This is a genomic window from Oryzisolibacter sp. LB2S (assembly GCF_040732315.1).
GTDB lineage: Bacteria > Pseudomonadota > Gammaproteobacteria > Burkholderiales > Burkholderiaceae_C > Alicycliphilus > Alicycliphilus soli.
In genome coordinates, this window is sequence record NZ_CP160388.1 from 482,062 (window position 1) to 507,148 (window position 25,087).

The 25,087-nt window shown below is 67.5% G+C and carries 25 protein-coding genes; 6 read left to right on the top strand and 19 right to left on the bottom strand.

The window, feature by feature from the left end:
- Positions 1-62: 62 nt before the first annotated feature.
- The 7 genes from ABUE11_RS02280 to flgB form a co-directional block, all read right to left on the bottom strand.
- Entirely contained in the window at positions 63-746 is a 684-nt protein-coding gene (locus ABUE11_RS02280; RefSeq protein WP_367067435.1) for a flagellar basal body L-ring protein FlgH, read from the bottom strand.
- Between the two features lie 11 nt (positions 747-757).
- Positions 758-1,540 (bottom strand): flagellar basal-body rod protein FlgG, encoded by a 783-nt coding sequence (gene flgG, locus ABUE11_RS02285; protein WP_367067436.1) that lies wholly within the window; start codon positions 1,538-1,540, stop codon positions 758-760.
- 117 nt (positions 1,541-1,657) lie between these two features.
- Positions 1,658-2,398: a flagellar basal-body rod protein FlgF gene (gene flgF, locus ABUE11_RS02290; RefSeq protein WP_367067437.1), complete on the bottom strand. Its 741-nt coding sequence runs from the start codon at positions 2,396-2,398 to the stop codon at positions 1,658-1,660.
- Positions 2,399-2,423: 25 nt separating this feature from the next.
- Positions 2,424-3,587, bottom strand: coding sequence for a flagellar hook protein FlgE (gene flgE / locus ABUE11_RS02295; RefSeq protein WP_367067438.1), 1,164 nt, complete (start codon positions 3,585-3,587; stop codon positions 2,424-2,426).
- 33 nt (positions 3,588-3,620) lie between these two features.
- Entirely contained in the window at positions 3,621-4,283 is a 663-nt protein-coding gene (locus ABUE11_RS02300) for a flagellar hook capping FlgD N-terminal domain-containing protein (RefSeq protein ID WP_367067439.1), read from the bottom strand.
- 17 nt (positions 4,284-4,300) lie between these two features.
- Positions 4,301-4,705, bottom strand: a complete 405-nt coding sequence (gene flgC / locus ABUE11_RS02305; protein WP_367067440.1) for a flagellar basal body rod protein FlgC — start codon at positions 4,703-4,705, stop codon at positions 4,301-4,303.
- A gap of 15 nt (positions 4,706-4,720) precedes the next feature.
- Positions 4,721-5,137 (bottom strand): flagellar basal body rod protein FlgB, encoded by a 417-nt coding sequence (gene flgB, locus ABUE11_RS02310; protein WP_367067441.1) that lies wholly within the window; start codon positions 5,135-5,137, stop codon positions 4,721-4,723.
- A 279-nt stretch (positions 5,138-5,416) separates the two neighbouring features.
- Here flgB and flgA point away from each other — a divergent pair, with 279 nt between their 5' ends.
- From flgA to ABUE11_RS02325, 3 genes are all read left to right on the top strand, one after another.
- Positions 5,417-6,073, top strand: a complete 657-nt coding sequence (gene flgA, locus ABUE11_RS02315) for a flagellar basal body P-ring formation chaperone FlgA (RefSeq protein WP_367068724.1) — start codon at positions 5,417-5,419, stop codon at positions 6,071-6,073.
- Positions 6,074-6,166: 93 nt separating this feature from the next.
- Complete coding sequence (gene flgM, locus ABUE11_RS02320) at positions 6,167-6,487, top strand: flagellar biosynthesis anti-sigma factor FlgM (protein WP_367067442.1); 321 nt, start codon at positions 6,167-6,169, stop codon at positions 6,485-6,487.
- A gap of 28 nt (positions 6,488-6,515) precedes the next feature.
- Positions 6,516-6,854, top strand: a complete 339-nt coding sequence (locus ABUE11_RS02325; protein WP_367067444.1) for a hypothetical protein — start codon at positions 6,516-6,518, stop codon at positions 6,852-6,854.
- Positions 6,855-6,865: 11 nt separating this feature from the next.
- On the opposite strand, the gene ABUE11_RS02330 is transcribed toward ABUE11_RS02325, so the two are convergent.
- Complete coding sequence (locus tag ABUE11_RS02330) at positions 6,866-8,233, bottom strand: tetratricopeptide repeat protein (RefSeq protein WP_367067445.1); 1,368 nt, start codon at positions 8,231-8,233, stop codon at positions 6,866-6,868.
- A gap of 100 nt (positions 8,234-8,333) precedes the next feature.
- The gene (locus tag ABUE11_RS02335) at positions 8,334-9,155 is read right to left on the bottom strand and encodes a class I SAM-dependent methyltransferase (protein ID WP_367067446.1); all 822 of its coding nucleotides are present in this window, start codon (positions 9,153-9,155) and stop codon (positions 8,334-8,336) included.
- A gap of 140 nt (positions 9,156-9,295) precedes the next feature.
- Between ABUE11_RS02335 and ABUE11_RS02340 the strand changes: the two genes are divergently transcribed.
- The gene (locus ABUE11_RS02340) at positions 9,296-10,318 is read left to right on the top strand and encodes an AraC family transcriptional regulator (protein WP_367067448.1); all 1,023 of its coding nucleotides are present in this window, start codon (positions 9,296-9,298) and stop codon (positions 10,316-10,318) included.
- 75 nt (positions 10,319-10,393) lie between these two features.
- Here the strand turns inward: ABUE11_RS02340 and ABUE11_RS02345 are convergent, their stop codons facing one another.
- The 10 genes from ABUE11_RS02345 to ABUE11_RS02390 form a co-directional block, all read right to left on the bottom strand.
- Positions 10,394-11,110, bottom strand: a complete 717-nt coding sequence (locus ABUE11_RS02345; RefSeq protein ID WP_367067449.1) for an RNA polymerase sigma factor FliA — start codon at positions 11,108-11,110, stop codon at positions 10,394-10,396.
- Positions 11,111-11,114: 4 nt separating this feature from the next.
- Positions 11,115-11,918, bottom strand: a complete 804-nt coding sequence (locus tag ABUE11_RS02350; protein WP_367067450.1) for a hypothetical protein — start codon at positions 11,916-11,918, stop codon at positions 11,115-11,117.
- Positions 11,908-13,476, bottom strand: a complete 1,569-nt coding sequence (gene flhF / locus ABUE11_RS02355; RefSeq protein WP_367067451.1) for a flagellar biosynthesis protein FlhF — start codon at positions 13,474-13,476, stop codon at positions 11,908-11,910. The genes ABUE11_RS02350 and flhF overlap by 11 nt, the downstream gene beginning before the upstream one ends.
- Entirely contained in the window at positions 13,473-15,566 is a 2,094-nt protein-coding gene (gene flhA / locus ABUE11_RS02360; protein WP_367067452.1) for a flagellar biosynthesis protein FlhA, read from the bottom strand. The genes flhF and flhA overlap by 4 nt, the downstream gene beginning before the upstream one ends.
- Complete coding sequence (locus ABUE11_RS02365; RefSeq protein WP_367067453.1) at positions 15,563-16,756, bottom strand: EscU/YscU/HrcU family type III secretion system export apparatus switch protein; 1,194 nt, start codon at positions 16,754-16,756, stop codon at positions 15,563-15,565. The genes flhA and ABUE11_RS02365 overlap by 4 nt, the downstream gene beginning before the upstream one ends.
- A 143-nt stretch (positions 16,757-16,899) precedes the next feature.
- A complete protein-coding gene (locus ABUE11_RS02370) occupies positions 16,900-17,535 on the bottom strand; it encodes a protein phosphatase CheZ (RefSeq protein ID WP_367067454.1) in 636 nt (211 codons plus the stop codon).
- Positions 17,536-17,537: 2 nt separating this feature from the next.
- The gene (gene cheY / locus ABUE11_RS02375; protein ID WP_367067455.1) at positions 17,538-17,924 is read right to left on the bottom strand and encodes a chemotaxis response regulator CheY; all 387 of its coding nucleotides are present in this window, start codon (positions 17,922-17,924) and stop codon (positions 17,538-17,540) included.
- A 69-nt stretch (positions 17,925-17,993) separates the two neighbouring features.
- The gene (gene motB, locus ABUE11_RS02380) at positions 17,994-18,929 is read right to left on the bottom strand and encodes a flagellar motor protein MotB (protein WP_367067457.1); all 936 of its coding nucleotides are present in this window, start codon (positions 18,927-18,929) and stop codon (positions 17,994-17,996) included.
- 21 nt (positions 18,930-18,950) lie between these two features.
- Complete coding sequence (gene motA, locus ABUE11_RS02385) at positions 18,951-19,811, bottom strand: flagellar motor stator protein MotA (protein ID WP_367067459.1); 861 nt, start codon at positions 19,809-19,811, stop codon at positions 18,951-18,953.
- Between the two features lie 248 nt (positions 19,812-20,059).
- A complete protein-coding gene (locus tag ABUE11_RS02390; protein WP_367067461.1) occupies positions 20,060-21,538 on the bottom strand; it encodes a flagellin in 1,479 nt (492 codons plus the stop codon).
- 339 nt (positions 21,539-21,877) lie between these two features.
- Between ABUE11_RS02390 and ABUE11_RS02395 the strand changes: the two genes are divergently transcribed.
- Positions 21,878-23,359, top strand: coding sequence for a flagellin (locus tag ABUE11_RS02395; protein WP_367067462.1), 1,482 nt, complete (start codon positions 21,878-21,880; stop codon positions 23,357-23,359).
- 228 nt (positions 23,360-23,587) lie between these two features.
- Positions 23,588-25,030, top strand: coding sequence for a flagellar filament capping protein FliD (gene fliD, locus ABUE11_RS02400; protein WP_367067463.1), 1,443 nt, complete (start codon positions 23,588-23,590; stop codon positions 25,028-25,030).
- Positions 25,031-25,087 lie beyond the last annotated feature (57 nt).

Genomic DNA, 25,087 nt, shown 5'->3' on the forward strand with positions numbered 1-25,087 from the left:
ATTTCAATGAAAACGGCCTCAAGCGCTTTGCTGTAAAGCGCTGGAAGCTATTAAAGTGATAGTCAGAAAGGGGCGACGGAATTGAAGGCGCGCGACAGCCAGCCCATGGCCTGGGCCTCGCTCTGCGCGCCGCGCCCGCGCGACTGCAGGCGCGCATTGGCCACCTGGGTGGAGGCCACCACGCTGCCCGGCTGCAGCGAGCGCGGGTCCACCGTGCCCGAGAAGCGCAGCACGTCCACGTTCTCGTTCACGCCGATCTGTTTCTCGCCCGCCACCACCAGGTGGCCGTTGGGCAGCACCTCGATGACGGTGGTCGAGATCGAGCCGGTGAAGGTGTTGCTGCTCTCCGTGCCGCCCTTGCCGGAGAACTCGTTGGCGCTGGTCGCGCCCAGGTCCAGCTTGCCCAGCTTGCTCGCGCCGACGAACGGAAAGGCCGAGATGCCTGCCGATGTCTTGGAGCTGCGGTCGATGCTGGAGCTGGAGTTCTGCTTGGCCGTGACCTTCTCCACGATCTGTATGGTGACGATGTCGCCCACCAGACGCGCGCGCCGGTCCTCGAAGGCCGGGCGGTAGCTCGCGGCGTGGAACAGGCTGCCCGTGGCCGGCCCCGTGGGGCGCGGCGTGGCGGCCACGGGCGGCGCCGCCGTGGGCAGCAGGTCCACGGGCGGCGGTGGGTTCAGGCTGGCGCAGCCCGCGGCCAGCAGGGCCAGGGCGGCGGGGGCGATCAGGCGCAAGGAGGCGGTCATGGCGCTTGCCCTCACAGCTGCGACAGCTTGGCCAGCATCTGGTCGCTGGTCTGAATGGCCTTGGAGTTCATCTCGTAGGCGCGCTGGGTCTGGATCATGGTCACGAGCTCCTCGACCACGTTGACGTTGGAGGTCTCGAGAAAGCCCTGGCGCATGACGCCCAGGCCGTTCGTGCCCGGCTGACCCTGCTGTGGTGGGCCCGAGGCGGCCGACTCCTTGTACATGTTCTGCCCCACGGGCTGCAGCCCCGCGGGATTGATGAAACTGGACATGGCCAGCTGGCCCAGCTCCACCGGTGCGGTGCTGCCCGCGACGACAGCGCTGACTACCCCGGATTCGCTGATGCTGACGCTGCTCGCTCCCTGCGGGACGGTGATGCCGTTGCCCACGGGCAGGCCGCCTGACGTCACCAGGCGCCCCTGCGAGTCGAGCTGGAACGAGCCGTCGCGCGTGTAGCCAATGGTGCCGTCGGGCAGCTGGATCTCGAAGAAGCCGTCGCCGTTGATGGCCACGTCCAGGCTGTTGTTCGACTGCTGCAGACTGCCTTGCGTGAAGTTGCGGCTGGTGGCCACGGTGCGCACGCCCAGGCCCAGGTGCAGGCCCGTGGGCAGCTGGTTCTCCTCGCTGGTCTGGCTGCCGACCTGGCGCAGGTTCTGGTAGATCAGGTCCTCGAACACCGCGTTGTTGCGCTTGAAGCCGGTGGTGGAGACGTTGGCCAGGTTGTGCGAGATCACGTCCAGTTGGGTCTGCTGGGCGCTCATGCCGGTCTTGGCGATCCACAGGGAATTGATCATGGGTTTTCTCCTTCGGAAGAAGCTGCTGTCATTCCCGCGCAGGCGGGAATCCACAGGCGGCACGACGGGCGCTGGATCCCCGCGTGCGCGGGGATGACGGGCCAGGGAGGCGGTTGTTTAGCCATTCAGGCTCAGCAGCTGTGCTGCCGACTTGTCATCGTTCTCGGCGGTCTGCAGCAGGCGCATCTGCTGCTCGAACTGGCGCGCCGCGGCGATCATGCCGACCATGGCCTCCACCGGGTTCACGTTCGAGCCCTCGAGCGCGCCGGCCAGCAGGCGGGCGCCCGGGTCGCTGGCCATGGGCTCGCCCGAGGCGGTGCGAAACAGCCCGTCGTCACCGCGCTGCAGCGGGTCGTCCTGCTGGGGCGTGGCCAGTTTCAGCCGGCCCAGGTTCTGCGGTTGCTGGCCGGGCACCTGGGCGGTGATGGTGCCGTCCGCACCCAGCGTCAGCTCGGCCCCTTGAGGCGCGGTGATGGGTGTGCCGCCGTCCGAGAGCGCGGGCAGGCCGGTGGGCGTGACGAGCTGGCCCTCGGGCGTGAGCTCGAAGTTGCCGGCGCGCGTGTAGGCCTCTGTGCCGTCCAGCCCCTGCACGGCAAACCAGGCATTGCCCATGGCCATGGCATCGAGGTTGCGGCCCGTGCGCTGCACCGGGCCGGGGGTCTCGACATGACCCGAGGTGGCCTCGAGCGCGAACACGCGTGTGGTCGATCCGCTGCCCTGCAGCGGCACGGAGCGGAAGTTGGACATCTCGGCGCGAAAGCCGTTCGTGGAGACGTTGGCCAGGTTGTGCGACAGCACCGACTGGCGGTGCGCTGCCGCACTCGCGCCGGTCATGCTGGTGTAGATGATGCGGTCCATGGCGTGGCCTCTGCGTCAGCGGGTGTCAGCGCAGGTTGACGAGGGTGGACATGACCTGGTCCTGCGTCTTGATGGTTTGCGCGTTGGCCTGGTAGGCGCGCTGCGCGGTCATCATGTTCACGAGCTCGGCCGTCAGGTCCACGTTGGAGTCCTCCAGCGCGCCCGAGCGCAGCGCGCCGAGGTTGCCGCTGCCGGGCTGGCCAGGGACGGCAGGGCCAGACTCGATGGTCGCCGCCCAGTTGTTGTTGCCTATGGGCGCGAGCCCCTGGGTGTTGCGAAAATTCGCCAGTGCCAGTGATCCTTCCGATCTGGTCACGCCGTTGGAGTAGCGGGCCATGATCCGTCCGTCGTCACCGATGTTGATGCCGGTGAGGCTGCCTGCGGTGTAGCCCGTTTGCGTCAGATCGGTGACGGCAAACTTCGCGCCGTATTGCGTTGCGCGGCTGAAATCAACACTGGTTGAAAAGGCGGTCGAAGCCGGCGGGCTGGGAATGTTGAGCGTTCCTGTGGCTCCGGCCGTGATGGAGCCGCTGCTGGGATCGAAGCTCAGGGGCGGCAGAGTGATCGGGGCGCCCCCTGCCACCGCTGCTGTGGCGCTCCAGGCATTGGGGCCGGTGTTGGTGAATTCGAAGTCCACCGTGATGGGCTTCCCAAGATCGTCAAAGACCTGAATGGATGTTCCGTACATGGTGCCCACCGTCGCGCGAGCGTCAAGATTGAATTCGGCGGAAACACTGCCGGTCTTCTGCGGAGCGATGTACGCCCCCGTCGGAAACACGATGGGAGCCAACGTGGTGCTGCCGGCTGGGTAGCCCATCAATTTTTCACCGCTGTTGGTGACCAGGTTGCCAAGATCGTCCAACTTGAAGTTGCCGGCGCGGGTGTACGTGTGTGGAGAGCCGTTGCTTGGCTGAAGGATGAAGAACCCATTGCCATTGATGGCCACGTCGAGGTTGTTGCCCGTGACGGTGATGTTGCCCTGCGTGAACTGCTGCGCCACGGCGCCCACCTGCACGCCAATGCCGGCGTTGGTGCCGCCCGAGGTGCCGATGGCAGATGCCACCATGTCGGCGAACTCGGTGCGCGATGCCTTGAAACCCACCGTGCCCGAGTTGGCGATGTTGTGGCCGATGACGTCCAGGTTTTTCGACGATGCATTCAGGCCCGAGAGGCCTTGTTGGAAACCCATGGTGTTCTCCCTGTCGGTTGTTGGTGTGCGTGATCAGAGCACGCCCAGGACCTTGGCGTAGTTGACGGTGTTGCCGTTGTCCAGCGTCAGCGTCAGGGCTCCCGCATTGGAGCCCGTGGCCATGACCTTTGACTGCGCGAGTGTGGTGGCCTGGACGGCGCTTTCTCCGTTCGTGGCCGTCACGCGAAAGCGCAGGTCACTCGCGTTGCCGCTGTACTTGCCCGCATCCCAGTCGAAGCTGTGGCGGCCACCCTCCAGTGCACCCATGTCCATGGTGTCGACCACCACGCCGCCGGGCGTGACGATCTCCACCTTCACGCCGGTGGCGGCACCGGCCAGGTTGAAGAGGCCCTTGCCAGCGTCGTCGGTGAAGGTCAGGTTGTTGCCCTCGGAGAGCACCGAGCGCCCGATCAGAGAGATGCCCTGGATCTGCTGCATGGTGCTGAACTGCTCGGCCATGGTCTGCATGGTCAGGTTCAGCGTCTGCAGGCCCGTCACGGTGTTGATCTGGGCCATCTGCGTCGTCATCTGTGCGTTGTCCAGCGGATTCATCGGATCCTGGTTGTTGAGCTGGGCGACGAGCAGCTTCAGAAACCGGTCCTGCATCGCGGCCGGGTCGGTGGATGAGTCGCGCCTTGTCGAGGTGGTGGTGGCGCCGGCATCCAGGGCGCTGGTGTCTATGGGAGAAATAAACATGCGAGGCTCTCCGTGGCTTACTGGCCCATCTGCAGGGTCTTGAGCAGCAGCGACTTGGCCGTGTTCATGACCTCCACGTTGTTCTGGTACGAGCGCGAGGCCGAGATCATGTTGACCATCTCCTCCACCGCGTTCACGTTGGCGTGCGTCACATAGCCCTCGGCGTCGGCCACGGGGTTGGCCGGGTCGTGCACGCGCCGGCCCGGTGCATCGCTCTCCTGGATGGTGGAGACGCGCACGCCGGCGGCGCCGTCCGGGCCCATGGGTGTGGTCTGGAACACCACCTGGCGCGCCCTGTAGGCCTGGCCGTCGGGGCCGGCCACGGCGTCCACGTTGGCCAGGTTGCTGGCGACGACGTTCAGGCGCTGCGACTGCGCGCTGATGGCGCTGCCCGAGACGTTGAAGATGGAGAACATGGACATGGTCTGGGTTCCTGGTTACTGGCCCTGGATGGCGCTGAGCATGGTCTTGGCGTTGCCGTTGATGAAGCGCAGCGTGGCCTCGTAGCGCACGGCGTTGTCCACGAAGGCGGCGCGCTCGCGGTCCATGTCCACGCTGTTGTTGTCCAGGCTGGGCTGGGTCTGCAGGCCGTAGCCGAGCCGGCTGTCCGAGCTGCCGCCGGTCGCGGCCGGCAGGGGGATATGGCGCGCATCGCTCGTGCTCTGCTGGCGCATGCCGGTCGGGGACTGCATGCCCTGCGCGGCGCGCATGGCGTCCGCAAACCTGACATCGCGCGCCACATAGCCCGGCGTGTCTGCGTTGGCGATGTTGCTCGCGATGACGCGCTGGCGCTCGGCACGCAGCAGCAGCGCGTTGCCGTGAAAATCCAGTCGCTGGGTCAGTTTGTCGAGCATGGTGGCCTGCCTTGAGGTGAGCGGTTGGTGGCGTGCGTCGATTATCAAAACGGCCCACATGCGCGAAGGCGCGAAGAACGCTGGGTTTGAGGCGTTGTTCGGGCGTTCCCCGGCCCGCACCGCGCCCTACATTGACGGCTCAAGAATGGCGCCCCTGGCCGGCCATGCGGCGGGCGCCCCTGCTGCCGGAGATCTGCCATGCCGTCCTGTTCGTCCCATCACCCGCGTCGTGGCGCCTTGCTGCGCTGCCTGGCCGTCGTTGCCGGCCTGTGCCTATCCATGTCGGCCCGGGCCGACCAGACGCCCGAGCTCGGCGCCATCACCCAGCGCTGGCTCGACGAGGCGCTGGCGCAGCCAGCCACGGGCGGCACCCTGCCGCTGCGCATGGAGGTGAGCGTGGGCCAACTCGATCCGCGCCTGCGCCTTGCGCCCTGCGCGCGGGTCGAGCCCTATCTGCCCGCCGGCGCGCGCCTGTGGGGGCGCACGCGCCTGGGGCTGCGCTGTGTCGACGGTGGCGTGCGCTGGAACGTGTTTCTGCCCATCACCGTCAAGGCCTACGGACCTGCGTGGGTGCTGGCCGGCAATGTGGCCACGGGCACCGTGCTGACGCAGCACGATGCCATGGAGTCCGAGGTGGACTGGGCCGCGGAGCGCGCCGCCATCGTCGCCAACCCCGAGGCCTGGGTCGGACAGATCGCCGCGCGCCCGCTGCTTGCCGGTCAGGCGCTGCGCCAGGACATGGTGCGCGCGCCCGATTTGTTCAAGTCAGGCGCACAGGTGCGCGTGGTGGCTCAAGGGCAGGGGTACGCGGTCACAGCGGTGGGCCGGGCCCTCAGTGCCGGCAGCGAGGGGCAGAATATTCGTGTCCGCATGGCGAATGGCAGGCTAGTAAGCGGCATTGTTCTATCCGACGGGACGATAGAGGCGGCTTTGTGAGTGCTTGCCCTCAATAAACCGCTAAAGTCCCCGATCCACTGACCGAAAACATGGCTACCGGCCCTGCGGTCCAGCGGGGGAGTGGAGAGTGTGATGAAGATAGGCAACAACCCGGATAGCGCGAATCTCGTGTCCCAGGCCGCCGCCAGGCAGCAGGCCAGGGCGGCTGCGCCCGCGCCGGCCGCCGAGGCCGCAGCGCAGACTGCGTCGCGTGCCACGGCGGGAGTGCCTGTCACGCTGTCGTCGGCGGCGCGCGGCGTCGAGGCCGGCCGCAGCACCGCGGACTTCGATGCCGGCAAGGTCAGGGCCGTCAAGGCCGCTATCGAAAACGGTACCTTCAAGGTCGACGCCGAGGCCGTGGCCGACAAGCTGCTGGCCAACGCGCAGGAAGTCCTGTCGCACACCCGCGGCTGATTCATTGCCTCCAGGCGAGGAGACCTGCATGTCATTGGACGACACCCTCTCCCACATCGATGCGCAGCTGCAGGAGATGCAGGCTGCGCTTCTGTCCCTGGATCCTCAACTGCTGGAGCAGGCCGCCATTCAGCTGCGCGAGGCGGTGCTTGGGCTCGCCCAGGCCATGGGCCCCGGCGTGCCCGAGGACATGACCGAACGCGTGCTGGCCACCGCCACGCAGCTGAACCTGGTGCGCAACCAGCTGGCGCGCGTGCAGGCGCTGACCGAGCGGCAGGCGGCCTCGCTGCTGCCGCCGGTGCAGGGCGTGACCTATGGCCCCGCCGGCGGAGCGCAGAGGGCGCGCTTGCATCGCGCGCCAAGGTAGTCCTGCCTGTCTCACGGCGCTTGCATCGCTCCCGCCTGTGCGATGGCGGGCAGCACATGCCCAATGGGTGGGGTGCGTTCCCTGCCGGTCGCGGATGTCGGGCGATAGTGTCTTGCCACACGGGCAGGCCGTCGCGCGCCCTCGACCGCCGCGACCAGCGTGAGCGGCAGAACGTCGCGCTGTGCGTGGCTGCCGCCGAGCCGGTGCGCCACTGGGGACAGGCTGGCCAGCAGCGCAATCGCCACCATCAGGTCGCCACGCACGAAGGCGCGCAGCGCGCGCACGGCGGGCAGGCCGAGTTCGCGCGTCGTCTCGCCATGGCGCGTGGGCCGCGCGGCGCTGCGCAGCAGCGCCTGCTCGAGTCGTTCGGCGCGGCCGCCGTCGTCGGCCATGGCGAACGCGAGCATGGCGTGCACGTCGGCGAAGCTGCAGGTCCCGTCCTCGATGTGCGGCTCCCAGGCCAGGGCGAGATCGGTGGCGCGCCCGCCGACATCGGCATCGCGCGCCTGCAGCCGGATGCGCCAGAGCAGCGACGTGGCATCGATCAGGTCCGACAGCGCCGGGGAAAGCCGAGGGTGGGGCGCCTGTCGATCGTAGATCGCGAGTGCGCACGCCGCGTCGCCGCATGCCAGGTGGAACAGAGCCGTGTGCCACCAGCCATGCGTGGCGAAGGTGGTGCCATCGGACCAGGCCGCGGCATGCGCATGCATCCATCGCAGGCCCTCGTCGGGCCGCTCGGACATTTCGAAGACATGGGCCATCGCATGGTGCGCGCGCGCATCGAGGGCGTCCAGCTCCAGGGCGCGCTGCGCCGCATCCTCGGCGCGCGCCAGGTCGCCGGTCTCGACCAGGGCAAAGGCATGCATGGCCAGCGCCGAGCCATACCCCGGCATGCCGGGGGAAAGGCGCCGCAGCGTGGCCCCCACGCGCGCGCCCATGCGCACCGTGTCGCCCGTGAGGTAGTCGATCGATTGCGCCACCTGCAGCGCGAGAAGGTCATGGGGCCGCGCGTCCAGCAGTCGGTCGAGGCAGGCGCGCATGCGCCCGAGGTCGTCGTCGAGCGCGGCGCCGATGGCGGTCAGGTGGAGCCGCTCAAACCGGTCGGCGGGCAGGCCGCGCGCCGCATCCAGGACGGTCCGCGCCGCGCGATGCTGCCGCGGATCGCGGCTGCACAGCAGCAGGTAGGCGCGCAGCGCATGGGCCATGACGAAGGCCGGCGCGGCGTGCAGCGCGTCGTCCAGCCATGCGTCGGCGCCCATGCGCCAGCTGCGTGCGGCGCACAGTGCCCGCTCGTAGGCGTGCGCGGCGCCGGTCGTGGCGCCGCTCAGCGCAATGCCGCGTGCGTCGTGGGGACGCCGACCGGGCGGGCTGCGGTGCATGGCAGGCATCGTGAACCTTTGCGGAGAAAGGGGTGGTGCACCCGGTGGGCTGGGGCCGTCGGCTTGCGCCTTGCGGCCCCGATGGCCGTGCGCCATCACGTCATGCCACCGTGATCACGACCTCGGCGTACTCGCCTGGCACCACGAGGCCATGGCCACGGCCTATGTCCAGCTCGTTCAGCAGCGACAGGATGTCGCGCTCGAGCGCGGCCTGGCCGGTCGCGTCCAGTGCGGCGAAGGCCTTGTGCGTGGGGCCGTAGTAGTCGCGAAAGACCTGCACGAAATGCTCGGCCGAGCGATAACGGAAGTTGAACAGCCGGTGCTGCACGCGCAGGTCGCGGGCGTGCGGCCCGAACAGCGAGACGAGATGCTCCTCGCTGCCCCACAGCGCCGGTGACTTCACGCCGGCAGGCGGTGCCACATGGGCGCCTATGGTCTTGAACAGGCGGCCGATGAAGCCGGGCGGCGTCCAGTTGGCCAGGGCGATGCGGCCGCCCGGGCGCACCACGCGCAGCATCTCGCGCGCCGCGGTGGCCTGGTCGGGCGCAAACATCACGCCGAAGGTGGACATCACGACATCGAAGCTCGCCGCCTCGAAGGGCAGGGCCTCGGCATCGGCGGTCAGGAAGCGGACCTCGAGCCCATCGGCCTCGGCGCGGCGCCGGCCCCGCTCGAGCAGGGCGGCAACATAGTCGGTGGAGGTCACGCGGGCGTAGCGGCGTGCCGCGGCCAGGGTGGCGTTGCCGTTGCCCGCTGCGACGTCGAGCACCTGCTCGCCCGCACGTATGTCGGCGGCCTCGGCGAGGCTCTCGCCGACGATCTGCAGGGTGGTGCCGACGATGGCGTAATCACCGCTGGCCCAGGTGGCTTGCTGACGCTGCTTGATGGCCGCAAAATCCGGCGCTGTCGAGGTGGTGGTCATGGTGTCTGTATCCCTTGGCTGGTTGAGGTGCCGACACATCGTTGGTCGGTGAGCCGATGATTCGCTTGTGCGGCCTTTGACGCTTCACCCTGCGTCCTGACTCTTTGCTCCAGCGTCCACCAATGCGCCGAGGTGTTGCGATGACCACGCTCGATCCCCTGTCCGATGTGCTGCGCAGCGTGCGCCTGCGCGGCTCGGTGTTCTTTCACGTGAGCTGCCGCGACGAGTGGGCGGCGCTGGCGCCGCCGTCCGGCGAGCTCGGCCCCGCGGTGATGCCGGGCGCCGAACATGTGATCGAGTACCACATGTTCATCAAGGGCCAGGGGTGGATCGCGATCGACGGCGAGCCGCCGCAGCGCATGCACGAGGGCGAGGTCGTGATGCTGCCGCATGGCGACAGGCATGTCGTGTCCAGTGCGCCCGGCGTGGCGCCGGCCGACGAGGCCGCGGCCGAGGGCGACTGGCTGTTTCGCATGCGCGATGACCCCAAGCCCATTCCGATCAGCTACCGCGGCGGCATGTTCGCGGCGGGCAGCGGCCTGCCGCCCGAGGAGAGCAGCACGGTCATCCTGTGCGGCTTCATCGCCTGCGACCTCAGGCCCTTCAATCCCCTGATCGATGCGCTGCCCAGGCTGCTGCACCTGCCGGCCGGTGGCATGGGCGCGTGGGTCGCGCCCATGCTCGAACAGGCGGCCAGCGAGACCGACCTGCGGCGCCCCGGCGGCAACGCGCTGCTGCAGCGCGTGAGCGAGATGGTGTTCGTCGACGGCGCGCGGCGCTATCTCGATTCGTTGCCGGCCGAGGCGCAGGGCTGGCTGGGCGCGCTGCGCGACCGTCAGGTGGGGCGGGCCATAGGCCTCATGCATGCCGAACCCGCGCACCCGTGGACGCTGGAGGAGCTGGGGCAGCGCGTCGGGCTCTCGCGCTCGGCCCTGCACGAGCGCTTCGTGTCACTGACCGGCATGCCGCCGGCACAGTACCTGACCAACTGGCGCATGCAATGCGGCGCGCGCCTGCTGCGCGAGGGCGATGCCAACGTGGCCGCGGTGGCGCTGGAGGTCGGCTACGAGTCCGAGGCCGCGTTTGCGCGCGCCTTCAAGCGCGCCACCGGACTGCCGCCGGCGGCGTGGCGGCGCACGCAGCTGCCGGTGGACGTCCAGTAGCCGCTGGCTGTTGTTGTGTACTATTGAAAGAATAGCTGTCAGCGCACTGTGCAAGCGTGCTGGAGCCAAAAATCGTCAATGTTCCCGCATCTTGGTGCGCAGCCGTGCGATGGCCTGGCTGTGCAGCTGGCACACGCGCGACTCGGTCACGCCGAGCACGGCGGCGATCTCCTTGAGATTCATGTCGTGCTCGTAGTACATGCCCATGATGTGCTGCTCGCGTTCGGGCAGCTGTCCGATCGCAGCCACCAGCGCCGTGCGCAGGCGCCGGTCGCGCAGCATGGACATGGGGTCCGCGCCCTCGTCGGCCGCATGGCGGTCCAGAAAGCCTTCGTCGCCCTCGTCGCTGCCGGTCATGTCCTCCAGATACACGAGCTGCGTGCCGCGCACCTTGCCCAGCAGCGCCTGATAGTCCTGCAGGCTCAGCCCCAGCTCGGCGGCGATTTCCGACTCCAGGGGGCTGCGCCCGAGGCGCTGCTCCACGCGCTGCAGGGCCTGCTCTATGTCCTTCTGGCTCTTGCGTGCGCCGCGGCTCATCCAGTCGCCGTCGCGCAGCTCGTCGAGCATGGCGCCGCGTATGCGCTGGCTGGCGAAGGTCTCGAACTGCACGCCCTGCGACGCCTCGTAGCGCGAGAGCGCGTCATTGAGGCCGATCAGGCCGACCTGGATCAGGTCGTCGAGCTCCACGTTCGGTGGCAGCTTGGCAATCATGTGATGGGCGATGCGCCGCACCAGCGGCACATGCTGGTGGAACATGGCGTCGCGGTTGAGCTGGCCTTTGGCGGTGTACATCGCTTCAATGGCTCCAGGTACGGGCGTTGGCATGGGCTGGGGCGTCATGGGCCGGCTGCAGTGGCATGGCGCAATCGAGCAGGACGGTGTTCTCCATGAGCTGCAGGGCGAGACGCTGTATCTCCCTGGGGCTGTGGGTCGCCACGGTCGTGGTGTGGACCTGCAGCCCAAGATGCCTGTGGGCACTGCGCTGCAGAGTGGCCAGGACCTGCGCCGTCTGGTGGGGCTGCGCGGCGGCCTGGGGCGGCACGACGGCCGCGACCGTGCAGCGCACACCCGCATGCAGCGCCAGATGTTTGAGCTGGCGGTAGCTGCGCACCATGCCCTGCGCGCCCGGGCCGGTCATGACCAGCGGAATGCTGGCGCTGCCCAGCAGCAGCGGTGCAAGCCGCTCGGCCGGGGCGTAGAGCACCACGGCCGCATAGGCGCGCAGCAGCGGCTGCAGGCGTTGCAGCACGCCGTCGTCACCGAGCTGGGCCCGGTCCGCGAGCCAGGCCAGGCCGCGCGCGGCGGGCAGCACGGCCAGCGACAGGTCGTGCGCGGCACCGGCGTCCAGACCTTGCGCACCGGGCCAGGGCCGGGCGCCCAGCAGCTGCGCCAGACCCGGGCTGTGGTGGCTTTCCAGGGCCGTGCCGTCGAGCACGGCCACGGGGTAGCCCAGCCGCTGCAGGTGGGCGCAGAGCTGCCAGAGCAGCTCCAGCCATGGACCATCCTCGGGCGGTGCGACCACGGGCAGCAGACGCAGCTCGCGCCGCGGGGTGTAGCTGTGCAGGCCCTGAGCCTGGTGAACGACGGAGTCAAGCAACATGGGGCAGTCCTTGGTCGGCGGTCGCGTCGGTGGCCGGCGAGAAGAAGAAGTTGAGCTCGGCCTCCTTGGGGTCGAAGGCCGAGCTGGTGCGGCTGCGCATGGAGGCGGCGACGAGGCGCTGCGCGTCCGCGCGCTCCCAGTCCTCGGGCACGCGCTGGCCGTTGGTCACGCCGCGCAGCTCCATCTGGTGGCGGATCAGCGCGTCCAGCGCGGGCCCGAGCTTCACGGCCTCGTCCACCTTGGAGAGGATGGCCTGCTGTGCGCCGCCGGTCTTGAACGCGCCGAAGACATCGTCCAGCGTGTCGCCATGGCTGCTGGCGTTGAGCACCAGCAGGCGCTGCACCTCGGGCAGGTCCAGCACCTCGAGCAGCTCGCGCCGGCGCGGGTCGCGCGGGGCCACGCCCGTGGTGTCTATGAGCACCATCCTCTTGCCCGCCAGCAGCCCCAGCAGGTCCTGCAGCGCGGCGCGGTCATGCGCCAGATGGGCCACCACGCCCAGCATGCGGCCATAGCTGCGCAGCTGCTCGTGGGCGCCCACGCGGTAGGTGTCCAGCGTGATCAGTCCGATGCTGCCCGGGCCGTGCACGCGCGCGCACAGCGCGGCCAGCTTGGCGGCCGTGGTGGTCTTGCCCACGCCGGTCGCGCCCACCAGGGCGTAGATGCCGCCGCGCTCGTAGATGGGCGCCTGCTGCGCGTCGGTGCGCAGGTTGCGCTCGAGCACCTCCATGAGCCAGCGCACGGCATCGGCCGCGGCCATCTGCTCGGGCAGGTGTTCGAGCAGCGCGCGCGCGAGCGCGGGCGAGTAGCCCGCGCGTATGAGCTTGAGCATGAGCTGCGACTGGATCGGGTTCTGCCGGGCCTGGCCCAGCCAGGCCAGGGTGTTGAAGCGCTCCTCGATGAGCTCGCGCATGGACTGCAGCTCCTTCATCAGGTGTTGCTGGCCCGCGCCCGCGGCCAGGGTGGGGGCCGGTGCCGCCACGGGCTCGGCGCGGCGCGGCGCGAGCTGCTCGGCCCCGAGAGCCGCATGCATGCCGCGCAACGGGTTGTGGCGCACCACGGACATGGGCTGGGGCTGGGGCGCAGCCGGCCGCATCGGGGGCTCGACGGCGCGCTCGAAAGCCGGCTGGGAAGCGACGCGCTCGAACGCAGCGCGCTCGGCCAGCGCGCCGGCGCCGCCATGCAGCGCCTCGTGGCGGCGGCGCAGCATGCGCTCGCGCACATAGTCCTGGAACGACAGCGTGCTCATGGCCAGCTGCTCGGTGTCCTTGGCGACGATGCTGCGTGCGCCGGACTCGGGCGCCGGGCGGGGTGCTTCCTGCGGCCTGCGGACCGGCCTCGTCGCGGCCATGTCGTCGGCGCGCTCCTGCAGCCGGCTGCCGGCCGCCGGTGCGGCCTCGCCCTGCAGGCTGGAGGACAGCGCGTCCTCCGCCGTGGCCATGACCTCCACGCCATCGGCCGTGGGGCGGTTGGAGAGGATCAGCGTGCCCTCGCCGAAGGCCATGCGCGCCTTGGCCAGTGCCTCGCGGGCGGTGGGGGCGATAAAGCGTTTGATGTTCATGACGATGCGCCTTGGAGGATGGGGCCGATGCGGATGGTGTGGGTCTCGGGGATCTCGCTGTGCGCCAGCACCTGCAGGCGCGGCGCCACGCGGCGTACCAGGCGGGCGATGGCGCCGCGGATGGCGTCGGGCACGAGCAGGCAGGCGGGCATGCCGAGCTCTTCCTGCTTGAGTGCCACCTCGGCCGCCTTCTGCGTGAGCAGGTCGGCCACGCCGGGGTCCAGCGCCGGGGCGTTGGCATTGGAGAGGGCCTGCACCAGCAGGCGCTCGAGACCGGGTTCGATGGCGATCACGCCGAGCTCGCGCACCGGGCCGTAGATCTGCTGCACGATGGCCGGCGCCAGCGCGATGCGCACGCGCCGCGCGAGCTCCGCGGGGTCCTGCGTGCTGGCGGCATGCTCGGCCAGGGTCTCGATGATGGTGCGGATGTCGCGGATGTGCACGGCCTCTTCCAGCAAGAGCTGCAGCACTTTCTGGAACGTCGTGATCGAGACCATCTTGGGAACCACTTCTTCTATGAGCTTGGGGGCCAGCCTGGCCACATGCTCCACGAGTTGCTGCACCTCGGTGCGCGACAGGAGCCTGGCGGCCTGCACTTGCATCAAGTGTGACAAATGGGTGGCCATGACGGTTTCCGGATCAACGACCGTAAATCCCGCCATTTGCGCCGCTTCCCGCTGCGCCGCGTCGATCCAGTGCGCGGGCAGGCCGAAGGCTGGGTCGGTGGTGGGCGTGCCGATCAGCGGCGTGCTGATGCCGCCGGGGTTGATGGCCAGGAACATGCCGGGGAAGGCCTCGCCCTCGCCCACGACCACGCCGCGCAGCAGCACGCGGTAGGCGCTGGGCTTGAGCTCGAGGTTGTCGCGCACATGGACGGCGGGCGGCAGAAAGCCCACCTCCTGCGCAAACTTGCGCCGCACGCCCTTGATGCGCGTGAGCAGATCGCCCTGGCGGTTCTTGTCCACGAGGGCGATCAGGCGGTAGCCCAGCTCCAGGCCCAGCAGATCGACGGGCTGCAGGTCGTCCCAGCTGGCCTCGCCATCGCTGACGGGTGCGGGCGCCGCCTCGGGCTCGGCCGTGGCAGCCTGCTGCTGGTGCCTCAGCAGCAGCCACGCGCCCCAGGCCAGCCCGCTGCCCATGACGAGGAACACGGCATGGGGCATGCCGGGTATCAGGCCCAGCAGGATCAGCACGCCCGCCGTCACGCCGAGCACGCGCGGGGACAGGAACAGCTGCTGCACGATCTGCTGGCCCATGTCCTTTTCCTTGCCCACGCGCGAGACCACCATGGCGGCCGCCACAGAGATCAGAAGGCCCGGAATCTGCGCCACGAGCGCGTCGCCCACGGCGAGCAGGATGTAGCTGTTGGCCGCGTCGCCCGCCGACAGGCCGTGCGAGAGCATGCCTATGCAGAAGCCGCCGACGATGTTGATGAGCAGGATCAGGATGCCGGCCACGGCGTCGCCGCGCACGAACTTGCTCGCGCCGTCCATGGAGCCGAAGAAGTTGGCCTCTTCCTGCACCTCGGCGCGGCGGCGCTTGGCCTCCTTCTCGTCGATCAGGCCGGCATTCAGATCCGCGTCCACGGCCATCTGCTTGCCGGGCATGGCGTCGAGCGTGAAGCGCGCCGAGACCTCGGCGATGCGCTCCGCGCCCTTGGTCACGACGACGAAGTTGATGACGACGAGGATGGCGAAGACGATCAAACCCACGGCGAAGTTGCCGCCGATCAGGAAATGGCCGAAGGCCTCGATCACCGCACCGGCCGCGCCCGGGCCGGTGTGGCCCTCGAGCAGCACCACGCGCGTGGACGCGACGTTGAGCGACAGGCGCATCAAGGTGGTGAGCAGCAGCACCGAGGGAAAGGCGGCAAAGTCCAGCGGCCGCAGCATGTAGGCCGAGACCATCATCACCATCAGCGCCACGGCGATGTTGAGCGTGAAGAAGGTGTCGAGCAGCCAGGCCGGAATCGGCAGCACCATCAGCGCGAGGATGGCGACCACCAGCAGCGGTGCGGCCAGGCCCTGCAGCGCCTGGCCATGGTTTGCGGCCCATTGCCGCATGGTGTCGAGAGGGGCGGATGTCGTCATGCCTTGCCTGCCGGGGTGAGGGCGCCGGTGGCTGCTGCCACGTCATGCGCGGGGATCTGGTGGTGCGGATCGAGTTCGGCCGGGATATGGGCGTCCGGCACGGGCTGTTCGCCGGGCATGGCGCCCTCGCCGCGCAGCGCGGCCTTGAGGCGGTACACATAGGCCAGCACCTGGGCCACGGCCGTGAACAGCTGGGTCGGTATGGGCTGCTCGAGCTCTGCATGGGCGTAGAGCGCGCGCGCCAGCATGGGCGACTGCAGCACCGGCACGCCATGCTGCTCGGCCAGCTCGCGGATCCTGAAGGCCAGCAGGTCCGTGCCCTTGGAGACGACCTGGGGCGCGCCCATGGTGGCCTCGTCGTACCTGAGGGCCACGGCGTAGTGCGTGGGGTTCATCACGACGAAGTCGGCCTTGGGTACGGCGGCCATGCTCGCGCGGTCGGCGATCTCGCGCGCCTTCTGGCGCAGCTTGCCCTTGACCTGGGGGTTGCCGTCCGATTCCTTGTGCTCCTGCTTGACCTCCTCGTGACTCATCTTCAGGCGCTGCTTGAAGAAGAAGGCCTGCAGCGGCACGTCGGCCACGGCGAACACGAACACCACCAGCAGCAGCAGCGCCATGCCCGAGATGATCCATTGCCCCGCATGGGCGAGGGACAAGGGCGAGGGCTGCAGCACCAGGGCGGCCATCCTCTCTATGCTGCCGCTCATGTATTGCCAGGCGACGGCGCTCAGAATGCCCGTCATCAGCACCATCTTGGACACGTTGGTGAGTTGCTGCTTCGAGAACAGGTTGGCGAAGCCCGACAGGGGGTTGAGCCGGTTGAACTGCGGCGTGATGGGCTTGAGGCTGTAGATCCAGCCTCCGGCACCCACGCTGCTGAGCAGCACGGCGCCGCTGGTGAGCAGGGCAAACGCCAGGCTGGCGAGCACGCCCACGACGGCCACGGTCTGCAGCCGCGTGAGCATCTGGCCCGTGGCCTGCACCGTCGCCACATCGAACGCGAGCTGCTGGCGCAGCATGCGCTGCAGGTATTCCACGAACCAGGGGGCCAGCACCAGCAGTGCCAGCGCCCCGACCCCCAGGATGGCCAGGTGCGACAGATCGCGCGAGCGCGCGGCCTGGCCGTCGCTGCGCGCCTTCTGCAGCTTGCGCTCGGTTGCGGGGAGTTGCTTGTCTTGGCTGGAGCTCATGGCGGCATGACCTGATAGTCATGGCCATTGTCGGGAGCTCGGCCGCGGTCTAAAGCCCGAAAAAAGGGGTATGGAGGCGGCTATTGATCGGGCCGCGCGGCCGCCCGCGTGACGCATGGCCGCGGCTGGCCGCGCTCGGCCGCTCAGAAGCCCAGACTGGCCAGCAGATCGTCCACCTGCGACTGGCTGGTGACCACGTCGGGTGTGCTGTCGGGCTCGACCACGGGGCCCTGCAGCCCCTCGCGCACCGGCGGCGCGGCGCTGGGTGCGGGGTTGGTGCCCGCAGGCGCCGTCTGTATCAGCAGTTGCACGAGCTGCTGCTCTATGGTGTTCGCGAGATGGACCACGCGCGCAATCACCTGGCCCGTGAGGTCGTGAAAGTCCTGCGCCATCATGATCTCGGTCAGGTGCGCGTCGGCCTCTCGCGTCACGCGTCGCACGTCCGTGAGGAAGTTGTAGACCTCCCCCTTGGCCACGGCCGCCACGGGGTCGGCCATCAGGGAAGCGGTCACGCGCTCGGTCTCGTGGGCGAGGTAGTCATGCTGGGCCTTGGCCTGTTCGACACGGCCGAGCACCTTCTCGGCCGCCTCGCCCGTGAGGCGCGCGATGTAGGACAGGCGGCTTTGCGCATCGGGCAGCTCGCCCATGCTGCCGCGCAGCGCATCGGCAAAGCCGAGCTCGTTGAGCGCCGAATGCAGCTGCCGCGTGAGCAGACCGATCTTCTGATGCACATCTTCGGCACTTGCCGCTGGCACCAGGGCTGGATCCTCGGCCGCCATGATCAAAGCCCCAGTTTCTTGAGGATCAGCGTCACCTTCTCCTCCAGCGTGGCCTTGGTGAAAGGCTTCACGATGTATCCGGCCGCACCGCCCTGCGCGGCGGCCACGATGTCTTCCTTGCGCGCCTCGGCCGTGACCATGAGCACCGGCAGATGCTTGAGCTTGTCGTCCTTCTTGATCTCGGAGAGCAGCTGGAAGCCGTTCATGTTCGGCATGTTGATGTCGGTCACGACAAAGTCGAACTTGCCGTTGCGCAGCTTGTGCAGCGCCACCACGCCATCCTCCGCCTCGTCGGCGTCGGCGAAGCCGCTCTCCTTGAGCAGGTTGCGGACGATGCGCCGCATGGTGGAGAAATCGTCAACGATCAGGAAACGAAGGGCAGAGGACACGAGGGACCCTTTCGGAATGGGTGGGGAGTCATGGTGGAGCAGTGCGATGGCAACTAGAACATCTGGTTACTAATTGCCGGGTATTTTGTCAGAAAGAACGGGCGATTCCGTGCTGGCCGTGGGTGTCGTGGGCGGGGCGTTCCTGCTGCCCATCAGGCGTTCCTCGGCCTCGTGCGTGAGCACGGTGATGGTGATGCGCCGGTTTGTCGGTGCGCGCGGGTTGTCGGGCTCCAGCAGATCACTCGCAGCCAGGCCGACCACGCGGCCCAGCTTGTCATCGGGCATGCCCGCGGCCACGAGCTCGCGGCGCGAGGCATTGGCCCGGTCGGCCGACAGCTCCCAGTTGCTGTAGCCGCGATCACCATTGCCATAGGGCGCGGCATCGGTGTGGCCGGCCAGGCTGATGCGGTTCTCGACACCGCCCAGGGCCGCGCCGATCTCGCGCAATATGTCGCGCATATAGGGTTTGACCAGGGCGCTACCGCTGTCGAACATGGGGCGGTTCTGGTCGTCCACGATCTGGATCTGCAGTCCGTCGGGCGTCACGTCGATGCGGATCTGCGAGCGGTATTCGTTCAGGCGCGGGTTTTCCGTGATCAGGGCATCGATCTTGGCCTGCAGCGTCCGGATGCGATGCGCGTCCTGCCGGGCGCGCTCGGCACGCACGGTGTCGATACTGCGCAGATTGCTCTGGCTCTCCGAGTCCGAACGGCGCACCTGGCCATGCACCTTGGACAGGTCATTGCCGCCGCCGGGGATGATGCTGGAGCTGTTGCCCGCGCCATCTCCACCCTGCATCGAGACCTTCAGCGGCGAGGCAAAGTACGCCGCAATGCCCTGCAACTCTCCCTTGGCCGTGGAGCCCAGCAGCCACATCAGCAGAAAGAAGGCCATCATGGCCGTAACGAAGTCGGCGTAGGCAATCTTCCAGGCGCCACCATGGGCGGCGTGGCCGCCCTTCTTGATGCGCTTGATGATGATGGGCTGGAGCTTTTTCTCGGCCATGGTGTGCGTGGGCTGTGCGCCTTATTTCTTGCCCTTGACGTGGTTTTCCAGCTCGGAAAAGCTCGGCCGGTCGCCAGAGAACAGCACCTTGCGGCCGAACTCTATGGCCGTGGCGGGGTTGTAGCCCTGCATGCTGGCCAGCAGCGTGGACTTGATGCAGGCGAACTCCTTGCCCGCATCCTCGGCCTTCTGTTCCAGCAGCCCGGCCAGCGGCTCCACCACGCCATAGGCCAGCAGAATGCCCAGGAAGGTGCCCACCAGGGCAGAGGCAATCATGCCGCCCAGCACTGCCGGGGGCTGGCCCACCGAGCCCATGGTGTTCACCACGCCCAGCACCGCGGCCACGATGCCGAAGGCCGGCAGCGCGCCGGCCAGCCGCGTGAGTGCCGCCACGGGGGCGTGCGCCTCCTGGTGATGGGTTTCGATCTCGCTGTCCATCAGCGCCTCGATCTCGTGCGCGTTGAGGTTGCCCGAGACCATCATGCGCAGATAGTCGGTCGTGAACTCCAGCACATGGTGGTCTGTGCCCACGGTGGGGAATTTCTTGAAGATTTCCGAATCCTTGGGCGCGTCCACATCGGCCTCGATGGCCATCAGACCCTCCTTGCGCGCCTTCTGCAGGATCTCGTAGAGCATGGCCAGCAGCTCCATGTAGCGCGCCTTGGTGTACTTGCCGCCCTTGAGCAGCTGCGGCAGCGCCGCCATGGTGGCCTTGAGCACCTTGGGCTGGTTGTTCACCACGAAGGCGCCCGCGGCGGCACCGCCGATGGTGATCATCTCAAAGGGCAGCGCCTCCAGCACCACTTTGATGTTGCCGCCATGGGCGACGAAGACGCCGAAGACGCAGCCGAAGGTGATGAGGTAGCCGAGGATGACGAACATGCTGCGCAGTGACGATAGCTGGGAAGAGGCGATCAGCCGGGCGCAGCGCAATGCGATGTGCCTGGACTATGTATCGGACTGTCTCAATAAAAATGAAATGAAACTTGGCTGGCGGGTGGATTGCTGCAACGACGTGGCGTCTGTTGACCGGGTGCCGCCCCTGGCATGTCGCTGCTTCCGCCAGTCCGACTTGAGGCGCATGTCAACGAGGCTGCTCAAACGGAGTGGATGCCGTATCGGGAGGATGCTCAGCCTTTAAGCAGTGACAGCACGCCCTGCGGAATCTGGTTGGCCTGGGCCACCATGGCCGTGCCCGCCTGCTGCAGGATCTGCGTGCGCGACAGGTTGGCCGTCTCCTGGGCGAAGTCCGCATCCTGGATGCGGCTGCGCGAGGCCGACATGTTCTCCGACGAGGTGTTCAGGTTGGCGATGGCGGTCTCAAAGCGCGCCTGCAGCGCGCCGAAGCTGGCGCGCTGGCCGTTCACGGCGGCCAGGGCCGAGTCGATGATCTTCAGCGCCTTGGTCGAGCCGTCGACGGTGGAGACGTCGATGGTGTTGACCGAGTTCAGTGTCGAGGCGCTGGCTGTCACCGGCGGTGTGCCCGTGAGGTTGCCGATCGAGAAGCCCTTGTCGGAGTTCATCTCCAGATAGCCGCGCGCCGTGGCGTAGCCGCCGGCGGGGGCGGCCGCAACGCCGGTGGCGAAGGTCGGCGTGCCCGAGGTCGCGGAGGCGGGGGCATTGTAGGCGCCCAGGGAGATAGTGTTGCCCGCCGCAGAATTGTTCTGGATCTGGATGTCTGCGCCCGTTTCGTTGATCAGGATCACGCCGTTGCCGCCCGCATTGAGCTTGGCCGTGATGCCGGTTTGCGACGACACGTCGTTGAAGGCCTTGATGCTTTCGGCCAGGCCGGCCGCCGTGGCGCCGGCGGCGCTCACGCTGAAGGTCACGTTGGCGGGCGTGCTGTTGTCGCCCATCACGGCCAGGGAGTACGAGCCGCTCGTGGCAAAGCCGGTCAGTTCGACCTGGTTGCGTGCGGTGGCGCTCACGCCCGTGGCCTCGGTCAGGGCATTGATCTTGGCGGCGGCAGTGGCCATGGTGTCGGTGTTCGACAAATTCACGGGCTTGGTCTGCAGACCGGCCACGTCGAACGTGCCCGTCAATGCCGTGGGCGTAGCGGTGGCAGTGACCGCGACCGGCGCGGATTGCTTGAGCTGCGTGCCATAGGTCGCGGTGCGGAAGTTGCCCGTGGTCGCCGTGATCGTCTGGTTGGCATTCGCCCCCACTTGGAAGGTGGCCGAGCCAAACGAACCGTCGAGCAGCTTCTGTCCGTTGAATTCCGTGGTCTGGGCCATGCGGTCGAGCTCGGACAGCAGCTGGCCCACCTCGGCCTGGATGGCCTTGCGGTCGCTGGCCGAGTTGGTGGCGTTGGCCGACTGCACGGCCAGCTCGCGCACGCGCTGCAATATGTTGCCTGCGCCGGCCAGTGCGCTCTCGGCCACCTGCGCCAGCGAGATGCCGTCGTTGGCATTGCGCGCTGCCTGGTTCAGGCCGCGGATCTGGGCCGTGAAGCGCTCGGAGATCGCCAGACCGGCGGCATCGTCCTTGGCGCTGTTGATGCGCAGGCCCGAGGACAGGCGCTGGATGGAGGTGTTGAGCGAGTTCTGGCTCACGCCCAGGTTGCGCTGGGCGGTGAGCGAGGCGACGTTGGTATTGATCGTGGATGCCATGGCGGATCTCCTGCGAGGCTGGGGTCGAACATCGGTGTCGGCACGGGCAGTGTTCTGCGGCCAACGGTTCGGGAACGATGGGGTGATTGTGGGTGGCCGTCGTCGGAGCGTTGCCTCGAAAAACGGCGCAAAAACAGCTCAATCCCTGGATTCATCGGCAGGGCCTAAAGTTTTTCCGGCGCGGCCCGAAAACACATGCAACGGGCCGTTTGAAACAAGAAGTGACGGCCCGCCGTTCAACAGGCAGCCTGGGTGGGCACTGTGAACGCTGCGGCCAGACGGTTCTGGGCCCAGCTGGCGGCAACGCCGTATTCAGTCCAATCTTTCGGGAGATTTGCCATGGCATCCACGATCAATACCAACGTCGCCTCGCTCACCGCCCAGCGCAACCTGGGCGTGAGCCAGAACTCGCTCAACACCTCCATTCAGCGCCTGTCCTCGGGTCTGCGTATCAACAGCGCCAAGGACGATGCCGCCGGTCTGGCGATCTCGGAGCGCTTCACGAGCCAGATTCGCGGCCTGAACCAGGCCGTGCGCAATGCCAACGACGGCATCTCGCTGGCGCAGACGGCCGAAGGCGCGCTCAAGAGCTCGGGCGACATCCTGCAGCGCGTGCGCGAGCTGGCCGTGCAGTCGGCCAACGCCACCAACTCTGCCAGCGACCGCAAGGCCATCCAGGCCGAGGTGGGCCAGCTGCTGTCGGAAATGGACCGCATCGCCCAGACCACGGAGTTCAACGGCCAGAAGCTGCTCGACGGCTCGTTTGGCTCGGCCACCTTCCAGGTGGGGGCGAACGCCAATCAGACGATTACGGCGACGACGGGCAACTTCCGCACCACCACCTATGGTGCGCAACTTATGCAGTCCAAAGGGCAGGCAGTGAAGGATGCCACCGCAGGTACTGCAGTTGCACCCGCGATAGGTACTTCTGTCGATATCAATGGCCTGGAGAAGGCAACGGTGACGCTAGGGGCCAATGACAGCGCCGCGCAGGTGGCGGCCAAAGTGAATGCGCAGGCAGACAAGACGGGCGTCACGGCATCGGCTCGCAATGTGTCGCAACTGTCGGCTCTAGCAGCGGGTGAGTCCTATTCGTTGGCAATTACCTCCAGTAACACAACGGCGGCTAATGTGACTTTCAGCGTTTCTGCTGCGGGAGGTTTGGATGAAGCAGTGAAGGCGATCAACGATGTGTCGTCTAAAACTGGCGTTACTGCCAAGCTGGACAACGGCAAGATAACGCTGACAAATGAGGCAGGGGACAACATTCGGTTGGTGAACAACTCTGCGAATGCGGCGGCTACGTTTTCCCTTGCGGCCGCTGATGCCTCTCAGGCAAGCGGCTTCGGAGCCGCGCAAACGGGCATTGCGATTGGGGGGTTTGGTGCAACCACCATGGGCACGGTGGAGCTGAGTTCCGACAAGGGCTTCAGCACCGCGGTGGCTACACCTGCCACGGCGCCAGCGGTGGATGTATTCCCCGGCACGTCGGCCGCGTCTAAGCTGAACTCGGTTAACCAGATCGACGTCTCGACGGTGGACGGCTCCACCAAGGCCCTGAAGATCATCGACTCGGCCCTGGCCGCCGTGAACAGCCAGCGTGCCAGCTTCGGTGCCCTGCAGTCGCGCTTTGAGACCGCGGTGAACAACCTGCAGACCTCGGGCGAGAACATGTCGGCCTCGCGCAGCCGCATCCAGGATGCGGATTTCGCCTCCGAGACCGCCAACCTGTCGCGCACCCAGATCCTGCAGCAGGCCGGCACCGCCATGGTGGCCCAGGCCAACCAGCTGCCCCAGGGCGTGCTGTCGCTGCTGCGTTGATGCGGCAAAGGGGGCGGCGGCGTGGCGGCTGCCCCCATGGTTTTGTAGGCGCGGCGGCGGGTGCTCTCGTCGCCGCGTTTGCCATTCAGGAATCGAAGACCCGCAGCCAGGGGGAACGCCGGGGATTGGCGGCTTTCTGTCTCGCTTTTCGGCGCCATGCCATGGCCTTGGGCGCCGGACAATCTTGGGTGTCATGCGATGGTGCGGACACAGACACGGAGGTAGCACATGGCCAGTTTTTCATCCATCGGCATCGGTTTGGGCGGCGGCGTGGACGTGAATGCGCTCATCAAGGCCTCGGTGGATGCGGTCAAGCTGCCCATCACCAAGACCGGCGGCCTGCAGCAGCAGGCGGCACTGACCAACTCCAAGGTGTCTGCCTTCGGAAACTTCAAATCGCTGGTGTCGACGCTGGCCGATGCGGCCGGCAAGCTGACCAGTGTCACGGGTTGGAACGGGGTGAAGGCCTCGTCCTCCAACGCCGAGTCCGTCTCCGTCAGTGCCGTGGGTGGCGCGGCCGCCACGTCCTTCAGCGTGCAGGTGCAGAACCTCGCGTCGGCGCAGTCCTCGATGTCAGCGTCGCTGCAGCCGGCCAAGCAGCCCGTGGGTGCGGGCACGCTGACGGTGCAAGTCGGCAGCTGGGCGGGTGAGCCAAAGACCTTTGCCGCGGGCAGCGCCGCCGCCGTGAACATAGAGGTCAGCGCTACGGATACCCTGTCAGACGTGGCGAGCAAGATCAATGGTGCCAAGGCCGGTGTGACCGCCACCGTGCTCAACGACGGCACCGGTGAGCGTCTGCTGCTGCGCAGCAACGCCACGGGCGAGGCTGCGGGCTACAGCTTGAGCGTGACTGACGCCGATGGCGACAATGGTGACGCTGCCGGCCTTTCGCGCCTGGTGACGGGCGGCAGCACCGAATATGCGAAGAACGCCAGCGCCACGGTCAATGGCATTGCCGTGAGCTCGCAGACCAACGCCTTTGCCGACGCGGTGGCGGGAGTGACCTTTACCGCGACCAGGGTGACGACCGAGCCGGTGACCATCACCGTGCAGAAGGATGACTCGGCGGTCAAGAAGAATGTCGAGGCCTTTGTGGCGGCCTACAACGCGGTCAACAGCGCCTTGAACGAATCCATGAAGTACGACAAGGAGACTCAGACCGCGGGCCTGCTGCAGGGTGACTCCACAGTTTCGGCGCTGCAGAACACGCTGCGCCTGGCACTGCAGTCGGTCAATGAGTCTGGCGCTTTGCGCAACCTGTCGGCCGTGGGTGTGGTGTCGGCGGGTGGCCTGGGCTCGGGCAATGTGAGCCCTGATGGCTCGCTGGAGCTTGATGTGACCAAGTTCAACAAGGCCATGGAAGACCCCGACGCGGTCAAGGAGTTCTTTCGAGGCTCCGATGACGGCGGCAGCAACGACGGCTTTGCCGAGAAGTTCAAGGCCATGACGGACAAGCTGCTGGCCAGCGATGGCTTCTTTGCCACCAAGACCAAGACCTATGAGAGCGCGCTCAAGGTCAACGCCAGGGAAATCGAGCGCATCACGGACCGTGCCGAGCGCCTGGAGAAGAGCCTCACGCAGCGCTACACGGCCCTGGATACCAAGATGGCGTCGCTCAACGCCCTCAATTCCTACATCTCGCAGCAGGTGACGACCTGGAACAAGTCCTAGCGAGGGCCTTCAGTTTGACGGCGTACTGCCGATAAATTGAACACCAAGCCAAGCCCA

Excerpts from the sequence above, each read along its gene's own strand:
- ABUE11_RS02280 (WP_367067435.1), bottom strand. The coding sequence starts at position 746 with ATGACCGCCTCCTTGCGCCTGATCGCCCCCGCCGCCCTGGCCCTGCTG.
- flgG (WP_367067436.1), bottom strand. The coding sequence starts at position 1,540 with ATGATCAATTCCCTGTGGATCGCCAAGACCGGCATGAGCGCCCAGCAG.
- flgF (WP_367067437.1), bottom strand. The coding sequence starts at position 2,398 with ATGGACCGCATCATCTACACCAGCATGACCGGCGCGAGTGCGGCAGCG.
- flgE (WP_367067438.1), bottom strand. The coding sequence starts at position 3,587 with ATGGGTTTCCAACAAGGCCTCTCGGGCCTGAATGCATCGTCGAAAAAC.
- ABUE11_RS02300 (WP_367067439.1), bottom strand. The coding sequence starts at position 4,283 with ATGTTTATTTCTCCCATAGACACCAGCGCCCTGGATGCCGGCGCCACC.
- flgC (WP_367067440.1), bottom strand. The coding sequence starts at position 4,705 with ATGTCCATGTTCTCCATCTTCAACGTCTCGGGCAGCGCCATCAGCGCG.
- flgB (WP_367067441.1), bottom strand. The coding sequence starts at position 5,137 with ATGCTCGACAAACTGACCCAGCGACTGGATTTTCACGGCAACGCGCTG.
- flgA (WP_367068724.1), top strand. The coding sequence starts at position 5,417 with ATGTCGGCCCGGGCCGACCAGACGCCCGAGCTCGGCGCCATCACCCAG.
- flgM (WP_367067442.1), top strand. The coding sequence starts at position 6,167 with ATGAAGATAGGCAACAACCCGGATAGCGCGAATCTCGTGTCCCAGGCC.
- ABUE11_RS02325 (WP_367067444.1), top strand. The coding sequence starts at position 6,516 with ATGTCATTGGACGACACCCTCTCCCACATCGATGCGCAGCTGCAGGAG.
- ABUE11_RS02330 (WP_367067445.1), bottom strand. The coding sequence starts at position 8,233 with ATGCACCGCAGCCCGCCCGGTCGGCGTCCCCACGACGCACGCGGCATT.
- ABUE11_RS02335 (WP_367067446.1), bottom strand. The coding sequence starts at position 9,155 with ATGACCACCACCTCGACAGCGCCGGATTTTGCGGCCATCAAGCAGCGT.
- ABUE11_RS02340 (WP_367067448.1), top strand. The coding sequence starts at position 9,296 with ATGACCACGCTCGATCCCCTGTCCGATGTGCTGCGCAGCGTGCGCCTG.
- ABUE11_RS02345 (WP_367067449.1), bottom strand. The coding sequence starts at position 11,110 with ATGTACACCGCCAAAGGCCAGCTCAACCGCGACGCCATGTTCCACCAG.
- ABUE11_RS02350 (WP_367067450.1), bottom strand. The coding sequence starts at position 11,918 with ATGTTGCTTGACTCCGTCGTTCACCAGGCTCAGGGCCTGCACAGCTAC.
- flhF (WP_367067451.1), bottom strand. The coding sequence starts at position 13,476 with ATGAACATCAAACGCTTTATCGCCCCCACCGCCCGCGAGGCACTGGCC.
- flhA (WP_367067452.1), bottom strand. The coding sequence starts at position 15,566 with ATGACGACATCCGCCCCTCTCGACACCATGCGGCAATGGGCCGCAAAC.
- ABUE11_RS02365 (WP_367067453.1), bottom strand. The coding sequence starts at position 16,756 with ATGAGCTCCAGCCAAGACAAGCAACTCCCCGCAACCGAGCGCAAGCTG.
- ABUE11_RS02370 (WP_367067454.1), bottom strand. The coding sequence starts at position 17,535 with ATGGCGGCCGAGGATCCAGCCCTGGTGCCAGCGGCAAGTGCCGAAGAT.
- motB (WP_367067457.1), bottom strand. The coding sequence starts at position 18,929 with ATGGCCGAGAAAAAGCTCCAGCCCATCATCATCAAGCGCATCAAGAAG.
- motA (WP_367067459.1), bottom strand. The coding sequence starts at position 19,811 with ATGTTCGTCATCCTCGGCTACCTCATCACCTTCGGCTGCGTCTTCGGC.
- ABUE11_RS02390 (WP_367067461.1), bottom strand. The coding sequence starts at position 21,538 with ATGGCATCCACGATCAATACCAACGTCGCCTCGCTCACCGCCCAGCGC.
- ABUE11_RS02395 (WP_367067462.1), top strand. The coding sequence starts at position 21,878 with ATGGCATCCACGATCAATACCAACGTCGCCTCGCTCACCGCCCAGCGC.
- fliD (WP_367067463.1), top strand. The coding sequence starts at position 23,588 with ATGGCCAGTTTTTCATCCATCGGCATCGGTTTGGGCGGCGGCGTGGAC.